Annotated in this window: 10 protein-coding genes; 3 read left to right on the forward strand and 7 right to left on the reverse strand. The window is 58.5% G+C overall.

From position 1 onward, the window contains the following. Entirely contained in the window at positions 1 to 387 is a 387-nt protein-coding gene (locus AC1DXO_RS18075; protein ID WP_476979573.1) for a hypothetical protein, read from the forward strand. A 77-nt stretch (positions 388 to 464) separates the two neighbouring features. On the opposite strand, the gene copD is transcribed toward AC1DXO_RS18075, so the two are convergent. The 7 genes from copD to AC1DXO_RS18110 form a co-directional block, all read right to left on the reverse strand. Beyond that, positions 465 to 1,391: a copper homeostasis membrane protein CopD gene (gene copD, locus AC1DXO_RS18080; RefSeq protein WP_476979574.1), complete on the reverse strand. Its 927-nt coding sequence runs from the start codon at positions 1,389 to 1,391 to the stop codon at positions 465 to 467. Between the two features lie 11 nt (positions 1,392 to 1,402). Beyond that, positions 1,403 to 1,768, reverse strand: coding sequence for a copper homeostasis periplasmic binding protein CopC (gene copC, locus AC1DXO_RS18085; protein ID WP_476979575.1), 366 nt, complete (start codon positions 1,766 to 1,768; stop codon positions 1,403 to 1,405). 28 nt (positions 1,769 to 1,796) lie between these two features. After that, positions 1,797 to 2,522, reverse strand: a complete 726-nt coding sequence (locus AC1DXO_RS18090; RefSeq protein WP_476979576.1) for a copper resistance protein B — start codon at positions 2,520 to 2,522, stop codon at positions 1,797 to 1,799. Further along, the gene (locus AC1DXO_RS18095) at positions 2,509 to 4,389 is read right to left on the reverse strand and encodes a multicopper oxidase domain-containing protein (protein ID WP_476979577.1); all 1,881 of its coding nucleotides are present in this window, start codon (positions 4,387 to 4,389) and stop codon (positions 2,509 to 2,511) included. The genes AC1DXO_RS18090 and AC1DXO_RS18095 overlap by 14 nt, the downstream gene beginning before the upstream one ends. Before the next feature lie 602 nt (positions 4,390 to 4,991). After that, the gene (locus AC1DXO_RS18100) at positions 4,992 to 7,232 is read right to left on the reverse strand and encodes a copper-transporting P-type ATPase (RefSeq protein WP_476979578.1); all 2,241 of its coding nucleotides are present in this window, start codon (positions 7,230 to 7,232) and stop codon (positions 4,992 to 4,994) included. A gap of 11 nt (positions 7,233 to 7,243) precedes the next feature. After that, entirely contained in the window at positions 7,244 to 7,516 is a 273-nt protein-coding gene (locus tag AC1DXO_RS18105) for a metal-sensitive transcriptional regulator (RefSeq protein WP_476979579.1), read from the reverse strand. Between the two features lie 185 nt (positions 7,517 to 7,701). Then, positions 7,702 to 8,133 carry an RbsD/FucU family protein gene (locus AC1DXO_RS18110; protein ID WP_476979580.1) on the reverse strand — a complete coding sequence of 144 codons (432 nt, stop codon included), beginning with the start codon at positions 8,131 to 8,133 and terminating at the stop codon, positions 7,702 to 7,704. A gap of 310 nt (positions 8,134 to 8,443) precedes the next feature. Here AC1DXO_RS18110 and AC1DXO_RS18115 point away from each other — a divergent pair, with 310 nt between their 5' ends. Both AC1DXO_RS18115 and AC1DXO_RS18120 read left to right on the forward strand, forming a co-directional pair. Beyond that, positions 8,444 to 11,449, forward strand: a complete 3,006-nt coding sequence (locus AC1DXO_RS18115; RefSeq protein WP_476979581.1) for a TonB-dependent receptor — start codon at positions 8,444 to 8,446, stop codon at positions 11,447 to 11,449. 117 nt (positions 11,450 to 11,566) lie between these two features. Next, on the forward strand, positions 11,567 to 13,774 hold the full coding sequence (locus AC1DXO_RS18120; protein ID WP_476979582.1) for a beta-glucosidase: 2,208 nt from the start codon (positions 11,567 to 11,569) through the stop codon (positions 13,772 to 13,774). Positions 13,775 to 13,780 lie beyond the last annotated feature (6 nt).

Genomic DNA, 13,780 nt, shown 5'->3' on the forward strand with positions numbered 1-13,780 from the left:
ATGAATCGTAAAGCCATCGCATCGGCGATCGTAGCCCTGAGTTTGGCTATGGGTCTGGTTGCGAGCGCTGCCCATGCCGAGACCTTCGGCGTGTTGTATGACGACGTCACTACCCGTGATGCGAAGGGCCAGTCCCAGCTCGAAGACGCCCATACCCAATACCTGCTGGGTAACAGAACCGAGAGCTGCGATGCCCTGGAGCGGGCACGTGTCAATTTCGAAACCGCCTATGGCGAGGTCGAAGCGATCCGGGATATGGTCGCCAGCGGGGGCGATCTCGAAGGCCATAGCGCCGACGAGGTCATGGACTGGGTGATCAGCCAGGAAAAATCCGCTCAGGCCCTGGGCGGCGAAATGCAGGACTTCTGGCAGGAACACTGCCGGTAACGAGGATTGTTGTGCAGGGGATTGGCTTGGTCGCTTGCCGCGGTTCGGCTGAACTTTGCCGCCGCGAGCTGGCACACCTATTGCGCCGTTGGTGGCTCCATCATTCCAATAACGCCGACGAGTGCAAGTACGGCGGCTCCGGCAAGGGATTCCAGCACAAGGCTGCGGCGAAGATCACCCAATGTTTGGTGAAGCGCTTGCCCGTTTTCCAGGGCGGTTGCCAGGGCCGGCGTCAAACGGAATCGGTTCCAAGCCGCCAGTCCGAGCATCATGCCAAAAAGTATGAGCTTGATGACGAGGAGGCGGCTGTATGGCGACGCGAGCAGTTCGGGTACGTGACTGATTCCAATCAGGAAATAGCTGTTGATCAGGCCAGACACGATGAGTGTCGCGACAAGGGCAGAGCCGATCCCGGAAAATGTCTTCAATGCGTTGAGCAGGGCGGCTTGCTGGTCCAGATCCTGAGATCCAGCCGAAAAGAGCAAAGCCAGGAAGGCACCCAAGGCGCCCAGCCACAGTCCCGCAGCGATCACGTGGGCTATGTCGGCGACCAGGTGAACCAGGCCACCTGTGCCCGGTGTCGAGGCGCCATGACCGGTCCATGCGAAACTTGAAAGGAGAATCACACTCAGGACACACGTAATTTTCCAAAGGCCCCGGGAGGGTTGCCCGAGGTTTACGATCAAGACGGCAACGAGACTTAAGACAATGCGCGCGGATATCGCGTGACCCCAACGGGTATCGGTCAGAACGATCGCGAGGGATGCTACGTCAAGTTTGTCGATATTGATTCCGTTCATCGTGGCGGTTTGCGCCGCGAGGGACAGCAGCGTGCCCACAAGGAGCAAAAGGCTGCTGCCAATCAGGAGGGGCTTCGGCCAGCCCAGTTGACTGGCCGAAGCTTTTCCTTTGGACGGCAGGAGCATTAGGTAAAGCAGAGCTCCGCCGAACAGGCCGGCGGCGCCTGCATATTCAAGAAACCTTGCCAGACCTGCCAGCCACATGCCGTGCCTCCCTACTTCACAGTGAACGTATAGCTGCCTTCGGTGCGGTGACCGTCGTCGGTCGTCACCGCGTGCCAGGTGACCTTGTAGGTGCCCGCCATCAGCTTGCCTTTAACGGGCGCGGTGAGCATCAGACCGCTGGAATCGACGGCGGGTGTGACATTGACCTTCATGCCGTCGGACATGCTGACCTCGAAGCCTGAGAGCTTCGGCGCCAGCTTTTCGTTGAAATGCAGCATGATGGTCGTGGGCGATGCCACGGTTGCCCCGGCTTCAGGTGCGGCATGCTGGAGCTTGGCGTGGGCGTCGGCCGTGTTGGCGATGAGAGCCGTGGCGCAGATGGCTGCGGTGGCCAGGACGTGGTTGAGGTTTTTCATGTAAAAGTCTCCTTTGGATTATGAGGGGTTAGAACAGCCAGCGAATGCCGACGGCTAAGGTGGTTGCGTCAGGCTTCTCGCCGCGAACGCGGGCATAGTCCGCCGTCAGGCCAAACTTTTTCTGATATTTCAGCTCCACATACGGGGCAAAGTTCCTCGTAAACTCGTAACGGGTCTGGACGCCAATCGACGCATCGGTCAGGCCGCTTCCCACGCCTTCGGCCGGGTCGGCACGGCTGTTGAGGTTGACCTCCAGCCGTGGACGGACGATCAGGCGATTGGTCAGCAGGATTTCATTCTCCTGCCGGAGCCGGGCACTCAAGGCTCCGTCGTCACGCAGGAAGATATGCGCTTCGGTTTCGAAGAAGTATGGGGCCAGCCCATTGATGCCTGCCACGAGATAGGTGTGGCCTTTGCCAGCGCTGGAGGTCTTGAGGTCCTGCCGCAATCCGATCTGGGTATCCCAGAAGGTTGAGACGTTTCGACTGTAAAGCGCCCAGACTTCGGCCTGTTCTATCTTCGAGCCGGCGATTTCACCTTCGCTCTTGAGCCAGAGCTTGTCATAATCGTTGCCGATCCAGCCATCGAGATCCCAGGACGCCGTGTCCTGCCCGCTATAGCGGCCAAGTTCGGTTTCGAGGCGAATAGCGTGATAGGTGGCGCCGCCGTTTTCGTGCATGGCTTCGGCCGCCTGGCTGAAGGCCGGCAGGCCCATCAGCACCAAAGCCAGGGTCAATGATTTAATGCTGTTCATGGTGGTCTCCCATCGCGCCCATATCCATCCCGCCCATATCCATGCCCTTCATGCTGGGTTGGACCTTGGGCTTCTTGGCGGCAGGCGCGGGTTTGGTCGCGGGCTTTTCGGCCTGAGGCTTCGCAGGCGCCGGTTCATGGGCGGCTGTATTGCCCATGTCCATGCCCGGCATTTCCGCCGAACTGGTAGCGGGACTGGCGGCGTCTGGTTCCGTCGTGGAGCTATCAACGGGTTGGGAATCGTGCTGTCGGGCGGGCGGCGGCGGTGCTGAAGGATCAGGTTCAGCCACCACCAGGGTGGTCATCATGCCAGAGGCCATATGGAACAACAGATGGCAGTGATAGGGCCAACTGCCGGGGTTATTGGCGGTCAGGATGACCGACAGGGTCTGCCCGGGCGGGACAATGACGGTATGCTTGTTGGGCAACTTGTCCATGGATTGGCCGTTTTCAAGCTGTACGAACATGCCGTGCAGGTGCATCGGGTGCGCCATCATGGTTTCGTTGATGTAGGTAATGCGAACCCGTTCGTTGAACGCGACCTTGATGCCGTCCATTGGATCGAACGTCTTACCGTTCATTGTCCAGATGTAGCGATTCATATTGCCGCCGAGATGGACCTCGATCTCGCGTGTCGGCTCGCGGGTGTCGTCCTGCGCGCCGGCATAGCGAAGATCGTCGTAGCTAAGGACCTTGGTTCCCTCAGGCGCGAATGTTTGGGCCCAGCCACTGGGCTCACCCATGGCGGACATATCCATTTTCGGATCGTCCTTCATCATCTGTTCCATGTTCATGTCGGACATGGTCAGGCGCGCACGCGGTCGGGGCGCCGGGATATCGCCCTTCGTTCCCTCGCGAGGGGCAAGCGTTCCCAGGGCAAAGCCTTCGCGGTCGATGGACTCGGCGGCAATCGTGTAGGCCTTATCGGGATTACTCGCGTCTTTTGGCGGCTCGACGATGACATCATAGGTCTCGGCATTGCCGAAACGGAATTCATCGACGGTAACCGGCTCGACCGGCTGGCCGTCTGCCGCGACCACGGTCATTTTGAGGCCAGGGACACGCACGTCGTACATGGTCATGCCAGACGCATTGATGAAACGCAGGCGCACCTTTTCGCCGGGCTTGAAGATACCAGTCCAGTTCTGCGCGCTGGTCAGGCCGTTCATCAGGAAGGCATAGCCCGAAACGTCGGACAGGTCGGTCGGCAGCATGCGCATCCTGCCCCACATTGCGGCGGATTTGACCGCCTTGCCCAGGCCCTGGGTTTGGGCGTCCGTCATCAGGTCACCGAGCGTGCGACGATGATATTGGTAATAGTCCGATGACATTTTGAGGTGCCTGAATGTCGAGGCCGCGCTCTCCGCCTTATAGTCGGACAGCAGGATCACATAGTCCCGGTCGGCGACGATCGGATCCGGCGTTTTCGGTGCGATGACGATGCCGGCATAGAGCCCGTCCTGTTCCTGACCGACATTGTGCGAGTGATACCAGTAGGTCCCAGACTGTTTGATCGGGAAGCGATAGGTGAAGGTCACACCGGGCTTGATGGCTTTGAAGTCATTGAAGCCGGGAGAGCCGTCCTGATTGCCGGGCACCAGCATGCCGTGCCAGTGCACGGACGTGTCCTCGTTCATCGCATTGGTAACGGAGACAACGGCGTCATCGCCTTCGGTGAAGGTGAGCACGGGACCTGGAATGGAGCCGTTGACGGTGATCTTATTGGCGGACACGCCGTTGATCGTCACGTTTTGACGGGCGATCGTTAGGTGATATTCGACGGTTTTCGCCGCCAGGCTTGCCGGGATCAGCCCCAGCAAGAGCAGCCCCCAAAGACTAGCCAAGGCCGCGAGCAGGTGTTTTTTCATGAGGGTATTCCTGAAATTGAAAGCAGGGATTTGGGGCCACAGGCGGATTCAATAGACTTGCGCGCATTTGAACAGGCGCGGTCTCTCGGATCAGCCGCCGAACAAAGGTTCGGTGGCCCCTGGCGTTTCAAATTCAGGTTCGGGGAGGTCGTTTAAGTCGATCGTTCCATTGGTCGGTCAATCTGGCTTCCGCCATGAGTCCGACGCGTGTGCCGCCGACAGAAAACAGCAATGGCTGTTGAAGGAGGACAAGCAGCCCGGGCGATGCCGGGCAATGGCTTAACGGACACTGGCATCCGTCCGAACAGCAGCCTTTTGAATGTACCGGCATAGCTTCTTTTGAAGCCTTCGTGGCTGCGGAATGTTGGCAAGCGGTATCGCCCATCATACCCGGCATATCGTTCATGGCTTGCGGAGCGGCGACGTGGGTCGTTACCGGGGAAGCGACGTTCCCGGCCGGCATGTTGTGGGCATGCAGGGGCGCAGCGATTGTCGCGAAGACAAACACCAGCATCGACCAGATACATATCCAACGCTTCAACATGACAGAATTATAGGCCCTTGGCCTTGAATGAAAAGTGAACTTTGCGCGACTGGTTGCCTCACGACAGCTTTACGCCCCTGATCCTTGACGCGTTGGCGATGACCGAAACGGAACTGAAGGCCATGGCAGCGCTGGCGATGATCGGCGACAACAGCAGACCGAAGAAGGGGTAGAGGATGCCGGCGGCCACAGGCACGCCCATGGCATTATAGAAGAAGGCAAAGAAGAGGTTCTGGCGGATATTGTTCATCACGGCATGGCTGAGGCGCCGGGCGCGGACAATGCCCAACAGGTCACCCTTGATCAGGGTGATGCCGGCGCTCTCCATGGCGATATCTGTGCCATTGCCCATGGCGATGCCGACGGTCGCGGAGGCCAGGGCAGGCGCGTCATTGACGCCGTCTCCCGCCATGGCAACTTTTGCGCCTTTTGCCATCAGGTTTTGAACGACCTCGGCTTTACGCGCCGGCAGGACGTCGGCTTCGATATCGGTGATGCCGAGCCTGGACGCGATGGCCTTGGCCGTAACAAGATTGTCGCCGGTCAGCATGACGACCTTCAAGCCTTCGGTCTTCAAGGCGGCGAGCGCTTCGATCGTTGTTGCCTTGATCGGATCGGCAACGACGATGATGCCGGCGGGCTTGTCACCAATGGCGATATACATGACGCCCTGGCCTTCGTCGCGGAACGGACGGGCCAAGGCCTCAAGCACACCGGATGCAACCGAGGCCTCCTCCAGAAGGGCGGCATTACCCAGGCTAATCGTTTGGCCGTCGACCAGGCCGGTTACGCCCTTGCCCGTCACCGAGCGGAATGACTGAGGATCGAGCAAGGTTAGGGTCTTGGCGGCGGCGCCGTCGACAATGGCCTGGGCGAGTGGGTGCTCGCTGGACCGTTCAAGCGAGGCCGCCAACTGGAGCAACCGATCCGGAGAAAAGCCGTCCAGGGCGGACACCTTGATCAGGCGCGGCTTGCCTTCGGTCAGGGTGCCGGTCTTGTCGATGACCAGGGTGTCAACCTTCTCAAACGACTCCAACGCCGCCGCGTCCCGTATGAGGATACCGGCCTTGGCGGCGCGTCCTGTGCCGGCCATGATCGACATCGGCGTTGCAAGGCCGAGTGCACAGGGGCAGGCGATGATAAGCACGGCGATAGCGTTCAGAAGCGCATAGGCAAGTTTCGGCTCTGGCCCCCACATGCCCCAGATGGCCGCAGTCACCAGGGCGATAGCGACGACGATCGGCACAAACCACGCAGAAACGATATCGGCCATGCGCTGGATCGGCGCGCGTGAACGCTGCGCCTTGGCCACCATCGCGACGATCTGCGACAACATGGTATCGAGCCCGACGCGCTCGGCGCGGATGACCAGGGCACCCGTGCCATTGAGGGTGGCGCCCGTGACCTTATCGCCCGCATGTTTTTCAACGGGCAGGGATTCGCCCGTCAGCATGGACTGATCGACGGCACTGGCACCCTCGGTGACAACGCCATCGACCGGAATCTTCTCGCCCGGACGCACGCGCAGGCGGTCGCCAACCTTGACGTCGCTCACCGAAATGTCGCGCTCCTGGCCGTCGTCGCCGATCAGACGGGCGGTCTTGGGAGCGAGGTCGAACAGGGCGCGTAAGGCGCTGTTGGTTTGTGATCTGGCCTTCAGTTCCAGCACCTGGCCAAGCAGGACAAGGGCAGTGATGACCGCCGCCGCCTCGTAATAAACTTCCGGCGGCATCGATTGATGGGTGAAGGCCATGAAGGCGGCCGGGAAAAGCGTGACCGCCAGGCTGTAGCCAAAGGCCACACCGACGCCCAACGCTATCAGGGTGAACATGTTAAGCGAGCGGTTGATCAGCGACTGCCAGCCGCGGACGAAGAAGGGCCAGCCGCAATAGAGAACGACAGGTGTTGCCAGCGCCAATTGGACGTAGCGCGCCATGTCGTTGTTGAGATTTTCATGTATCCACGGAATGAAATGTTCGCCCATCACCTTGAGCAGCAGGGGGACCGACAAGGCGACGGCTATCCAGAAGCGGCGTGTCATATCGACGAGTTCCGGATCCGGCTTGTCGGACAGGGCGACACCGGCCGGTTCCAGCGTCATGCCGCAGATCGGGCAGTTTCCGGGCTTGGTTTGTTGCACCTGCGGGTGCATTGGGCAGGTATAGATGATGGTTTGGCCCGGACCAGCGCTTGGCGCCGGGGTGGCGGGTGTCGAATGACAGCAGGATTTCGTGTCACCAGAGGATGCCGGGTCGCCTTCGCCTGCCGTCTGGCGCGTAGCTTCAGAAATCTTGTCCATGATCTGGCTTCCTATTCGTACTTCTTCAGCAGCGTCATGATTTCGGCAATCTGGTCGTCGCGCTGCTTTTCACCGGTACAGCACCTATCCGTCAGACATGACTTCATGTGCGTTTCCAGTACGCCGAGTTCGATGGTCTTTAGAGCACTGCGCACGGCGCGAAGTTGGGTGAGGATGTCGACGCAGTACTGGCCCTCGCCGATCATGCGCTTGACGCCCTCGATCTGGCCGGCGGCGCGGTTCAGTGCTGGTAATTGATCGGAATGCGATGGATGTTCAGACATAGTGGCCTCAATGATACCCCCGTTGGGTATATATACCCGGTGGGGGTATCATTCAAGCCCGAGGCGCGACCTTATACCAACCTGCACAGATGCTGACACATAAGGCACAGGCTTCGATCTTGCGCTTTTGCAATTCAAACGCCATCGCACGGGCGCCCCCGATGGCTCCTCGCGTAAGCTCGGGCCTATTTTGGCGCAATTACGCCCTTGCGGAGTATGATATTTCCATAGAGACGTGCCTCTCCACTGGCAACGATGGCGTAGGCGCTCTTTATCCGATCATAGAATGGCTGTCCGGCAATCGGCACCAGCTTCATGCCCGGGTCGTTCCGCTCGATCGCCGCCTGAAATTCTTCATAAATCGGTTCAATGCGTTCGCAGTCGCCGAAGGCGCATGGCCGGAACGCGGCTTCCGTAACATCGCGGTCCAGCGGCATCAGCGACAATATGGCCTCAACGATCCTGGGCGCGCCGTGCCCATCCATTCGCACCAGGCGTTTCGCATGGCTGACCGCCGGATAGTTCGCATCGACGATAGCGATTTCGTCGCCATGTCCCATTTCCCGCAGTATGGCCAGCAGGTCCGGTCCCAAAAGCGGGTTGATACCTTTGAGCATGAATGTCTCCTCTGGCCGATAAATTGGGGTCAGCCTTCAGATAGGCTCTCATCACCCCCTAGGTCAATATGCCAGACTTAATATGAAGGCGAGGTGTTTCACCTTCCCTATGAAAGCAACGCGGCCGTGTAGTTTGCAAAATAAATTCCAAAAAAGACGCGTGTGGCAAATATGATATAGGTATGTCGGCATAGTGACGATATTAAGTCCGGAGTATTGATTTAAATAAATGCCGATGCTATCTGACCATCAAGGGTCGAACTATAAAGTGCTCGTGCAGCACGCGGCTCGGAGGAAACAGGAGATAGCAATGAAATCATTCCCCCAACGCTCGCCGTGCGTCCGCGCCGCGTTAAAGCGTTCGCTCTCAGCGGCCAGTTCAATGGGTGTTCTGGCTTTGGCGGCGCTGATCGTCACCCCGCAGATGGTGGCGGCCCAGGACACGATTACTGCTCCAGACGTGACGACCGAGGCCAAGGTCGAGGATGCCAGGACGAAGGACGCGAACGCAGGAAATGCCGATCAGGCGGACGCGACCATCGTCGTCGTCACCGGCTACCGGGCAGCACTCCGTTCGGCACAGGGCATCAAAAAGAATTCGCCATCGATTGTCGATGCTGTGGTTGCGGATGACATTGGCAAGGTGCCGGACAACACCGGGGCCGAGACCCTGGCGCGTATTCCTGGCGTTCAGATCGTGCGTAAGCTTGATGAGGGTGCCGAAGTGCTGGTCAGGGGACTGCCCGATATTGCAACAACCTATAATGGCCGCGAAATGTTCAGCACCGATGATCGCGTGATTCATTGGCAGGATATCTCGGCGAGCATGGCCGGTGGCTTTTCGGTGTACAAAACCGCGACATCAGACCTGGTCGAACCCGGTCTGGGCGGGCTGATCAATATCGATTCCCGCCGTCCGTTTAACTTGCGGGGCACGACCATCAGCGGTGAGATCAAGGGCATTTATAACGACCAATCCCAAACCTTTGAACCCGCTGGAAACGTGGTTCTGGTCAAAAACTGGAACACATCCATCGGGGAAATCGGTGTATTGCTGGGGGCAAGCTATATCCGTACCGAATATCAGAACGCCTTGCGTTACGACGGTGCTGCTGTCGTTCGCAATCGTGTGGACAATGGCGAGCTGGTCGGTGATCCGAATGGCGCTACCCGGGATGGTTCGTGCAATTCAGAGATCACGGTGCAGGAGGGTGAATTCTGCCACCCTGATTTCATTGGCAATTCTTATGATGCTGGCATACGCGTTCGCCCATCAACCAATTTTGTTGTGCAATGGCGTCCAAACGACAAACTCGAACTCTATGTCGAGGGGCTGTGGAGCGGTTATCGCGGAAAGCTTGCGAATGACTTCTATGGCCAAAGCCTGAAAAAGGAAAATAGCGGCGTCTTCAGCAACGTTGTCCTGGCCGGGGGCGAGCCGGGAAAGGCGGAAAGCTTTAGCTATCACGGCAGCCCTTACGTCCGGTATAATCGCACAGGTAAAACAGATAAAACCGATCTGTATCAGGGCGCTTTCGGCTTCCGCAGTACATTGATTGACCGGCTAACGATTACGGGTGACTTTGCCTATAGCAAAAGTGCCTATGAGGCAGACTCTACGATGCTGGAGTTGAGGCCAAATAGCGATTTCACCATCAACGCCGAATTTGACAATGCAGGGTCGGCTGTATTCGACCTGCAAGGGCTCGATGTGAAGAATGCCGATAACTTCCTTTTGGAGTCTATGAAAGACGAACATCTTGTCGCTCAAGGCGATGGCTGGCAAGGGCGGATGGACGCTGATTTTGATACCAATATCGGCTGGCTGCCGAAAATCCAGTTCGGTGTCAGAGAAACGACGCGCACCTCGTCCATTGATATCAACAATCGACAGATTTTTCCCTGGTGGATATCCGATGACCGGAAGCAACTGAGTGATCTGCCCATCGGTACGGAACTGGCCATGGGCGCTTTCCGGAACGATCCTCAGCGTTTCCGGGATTGGATAGCGCCGAGTGGCGCCGACCTGCGGGATCCAGCCGTCACACAACAGGTGCGACAATATATATATGATCAGACACAAGACTTCGTACAGAATGGCTGGATAAACGAGCCATGGGCTCAAACTCAACAATGGGCAATCGATCTTCGCCAGGGCATCATCAATGACGCAGACAAGCTGATCGCTTCCAGCCTTCCCGCAGCATGGTACTTCAGTGGCAAGGAGCGTACCTATGCGGCTTATCTTCAGGGCAAATATGAATTCCTTGTTGGCAACGTATCGGTTGACGGCACAGTCGGCGCCCGTCTGGCATTGACGAAAGGAAAAACCAGCGCGATCGTATTCAATAATGAGTTTGTGCCAGGAGAGGCCAGCTATCAATGGGACGATCTGTTGCCCTCGTTCCAGTCGCGGATTCATTTTACGGATCAGTTCTTAGTGCGGCTTGCCTATACCGAGACAATGACGCGGCCAAAATACGCCGACTTAAGGCCAGGAGCGATTGTAACACGTTCCAACAATGCGCCTTCCCCGGTGTTGGATGCGGACGGAAACCCCGTCCTCGACGCTAACGGAAACCCTGTTATGTCGCCGCCGTCAGCGCGAACCATAAACGTTGATGGCGGGAATCCTGATCTGGTGCCGCTGACAGCGAAAAACTACGACATGTCCCTTGAGTATTATTTCAACAAGGACAGTTATGCTTCACTCGCCCTGTTCTACAAGGATCTCTGGGGTTTCGTCAGCACCTATTCAACGGCGGAATTCGACCCAGCAACCAATACAACCATCAACAACACCAAACCCCAGAATGCGGGCGAGGGCAGGATTAAGGGAGCGGAAGCATCGTTCCAGTATGCTCTGGATTTCTTGCCCGGCCGACTCTCTGGATTTGGTGTGCAGGGCAACCTGACCTATATCGATGCCAAGAACGCATTCCCGGCACAGTTCAATGATGACCGGATGGTACGGATACAGGGGGTTTCCGAGTGGGCGTATAATCTGGCCGTGTTTTATGAACAAGGCCCGCTTAGCGCACGCTTGGCCTACAACTATCGTTCGAACTATGTGAATAAATATAGTCGTACCACAAGCGATGTGCGTTTGGGTGCAGAACTGGCGGATGCCGTCTCTCGCCTTGACGCGTCCATTACCTATGCTGTTTCGGATAAATTTTCAGTCGCCTTCACGGGAAGCAATCTGCTTGGCACGCCATGGAGGGACTATCGCTATTATAATGCCACTCAGTACTTTCCTGCCGATGTGCGCGTCGAAGGCCGGTATCTCGGCATCGGCCTGAGATTCAAGATGTAAAATGGAGGGCGGCGGCATCTGTCAAGATGCCCGCCGCCTGTCCGTCTCATGGCGGCGATCGGCAGCCGCACGCTCTCCACTCGAGAGTGCCATTCTAGCTCCCGAAAGCGGTTGATCGTGAACAAGAAGTTGATCCTGGCCACAACCTTGTTGGCCAATATGATTTTTCCTGGCCTGGCTTTCGCGCAACCTGCGGCGAAAGACGTCGCCGCCGCCGAAAAACGCGCAAAGGCAACCGTCAGCCAGATGTCGGCCGACGAAAAGACCATCCTGACACATGGCATCATGGCTCTCAACTATCGCTTGGACGGGCCACTGCCGGCCGAGTCAATCCTTGGGGCCGGGTATGTCGAAGGTATTCAGCGTCTCGGTGTTCCGGCGCTGACGGAAACCGACGCCAGTCTCGGCGTCGCCTACTTCTCCGGGATGCGTAAAGATGGCGCGACTGCGCTTCCGTCCGGTCTGGCCCAGGCGGCAAGTTGGAATCCCGACATGCTTTACCAAGGTGGAGCCATGATCGGTTCGGAAGCGCGGGCCAAGGGATTCAACGTCCTGCTGGCCGGCGGCGCCAACCTGATGCGCGATCCGCGCAACGGACGTACGTTTGAATATCTGTCGGAAGATCCCTTGCTGACGGGGGTGCTCGTCGGCGCAGCCATTCGCGGCATCCAGTCCAACACTATCATTTCGACCATCAAGCACTTCGCATTCAACGGTCAGGAAACCGGCCGCAAAATCGTCGACTCCAGGATCGCCGAGCCAGCCGCCCGCGAGAGCGACCTGCTTGCCTTCCAGATCGGCATCGAGCAAGGCCAGCCGCTCGCGGTCATGTGCGCCTATAACCGGGTGAACGGGGTGAAGGCCTGCGATAGTGACTGGCTGCTCAACAAGGTGCTCAAGCAATCCTGGCGCTACAAGGGCTTCGTCATGTCCGACTGGGGGAAAGCCGTCCCCGGCCTTGGCGCCGCGCTCAACGGCGTCGATCAGCAGTCCGGCTCACAACTCGATGACGCCATCTTCTTCGGTGATCCTCTCAGGCAGAAGGCGGCGTCCGACCGCACCTATGCTGCAAAAGTCGATGAAATGAACAGGCGCGTCCTGACGGCGATCTATGCCGCGGGATTGGACATGCATCCCGCCACGCCTGGCGGCAAGATCGACCTTGCCAAAGATTCAGCGATCGCAGAGGAGGTCGCGCGGCAAGGCATCGTCCTGCTCCGCAACCAAAACTCGGTTCTGCCATTGGCGCGAACGGCCTGGCGTATCGTTGTCATCGGTGGCCACGCCGATCGCGGCGTGATGTCGGGCGGTGGCTCCAGTCAGGTTCATGGCGAGGAGGGAGCGGCGATCACGGTTCCGGTGGCTGTAGGACCGTCGGGCAGTTCAGCGTCGCAGCAGTACCACCGGTCGAGCCCTCTGGACGCGATCAGGGCCATGGCGCCCGACGCGGAGATTTCCTTCCGTGACGGCCGCTATATCGCCGATGCGGTCGAAAAGGCTAAGCAGGCGGATGTCGCGATCGTTTTCGCCACCGAATGGCGCACCGAAGGCTTCGATCAACCCGATCTGTCGCTTCCCGATGGCCAGGACGCGTTGATCGCCGCAGTCGCCGAAGCCAATCCCAACACGATCGTTGTCCTGGAGACCGGCGGACCGGTGAAGATGCCCTGGCTCGACAAGACGGCGGCGGTGATCGAAGCCTGGTATCCAGGCGCACGAGGCGGTCAGGCCATCGCATCGGTCCTGTTCGGCGAAACCAACCCTGCCGGACGCCTGCCGGTCACTTTTCCGGCCAGCGAGGCTCAGCTCCCGCGCCCGAAACTCGACGGCAGCGATTGGGTCGCGCCCTATACCGCGGACGATATCCCGCCCGGCGGGGAGAAGCTCTATGCCGACTATAACATCGAGGGGGCGGACGTCGGCTATCGCTGGTTCGCGCGCAAGGGCGCCAAACCGTTGTATCCTTTCGGTTTCGGTCTCTCCTATACAAGCTTTGCGACCGCCGGCCTTTCCGTAAAAGGAAACACTGCGAGCTACATGGTTACGAACACGGGCGCGCGCGCCGGCGACGATGTCACCCAGCTTTACCTGGTCGACCGCGCCGGCGACAAGATTCTGCGTCTGGTGAGCTTTCAGCGTGTCAGCCTTCAGCCTGGCGAAAGCCGTCGCGTGACCGTTACCATCGATCCGCGCCTGCTTGCCGATTGGAAGGACGCAGGGTGGTCGATGCCGAAGGGAGACTATGGCTTTGCCTTAGGGGACAATGCCGAGGACCTGGGCGCCGTCGTCACCGTTCCGATGGCGGCAAGGAAATGGCGCGACTGATCGTTG

This window comes from Asticcacaulis sp. P2_C5 (genome assembly GCF_056404555.1).

Coding starts and splice junctions, on each gene's coding strand:
- AC1DXO_RS18075 (WP_476979573.1), top strand. CDS start 1: ATGAATCGTAAAGCCATCGCATCGGCGATCGTAGCCCTGAGTTTGGCT.
- copD (WP_476979574.1), bottom strand. CDS start 1,391: ATGTGGCTGGCAGGTCTGGCAAGGTTTCTTGAATATGCAGGCGCCGCC.
- copC (WP_476979575.1), bottom strand. CDS start 1,768: ATGAAAAACCTCAACCACGTCCTGGCCACCGCAGCCATCTGCGCCACG.
- AC1DXO_RS18090 (WP_476979576.1), bottom strand. CDS start 2,522: ATGAACAGCATTAAATCATTGACCCTGGCTTTGGTGCTGATGGGCCTG.
- AC1DXO_RS18095 (WP_476979577.1), bottom strand. CDS start 4,389: ATGAAAAAACACCTGCTCGCGGCCTTGGCTAGTCTTTGGGGGCTGCTC.
- AC1DXO_RS18100 (WP_476979578.1), bottom strand. CDS start 7,232: ATGGACAAGATTTCTGAAGCTACGCGCCAGACGGCAGGCGAAGGCGAC.
- AC1DXO_RS18105 (WP_476979579.1), bottom strand. CDS start 7,516: ATGTCTGAACATCCATCGCATTCCGATCAATTACCAGCACTGAACCGC.
- AC1DXO_RS18110 (WP_476979580.1), bottom strand. CDS start 8,133: ATGCTCAAAGGTATCAACCCGCTTTTGGGACCGGACCTGCTGGCCATA.
- AC1DXO_RS18115 (WP_476979581.1), top strand. CDS start 8,444: ATGAAATCATTCCCCCAACGCTCGCCGTGCGTCCGCGCCGCGTTAAAG.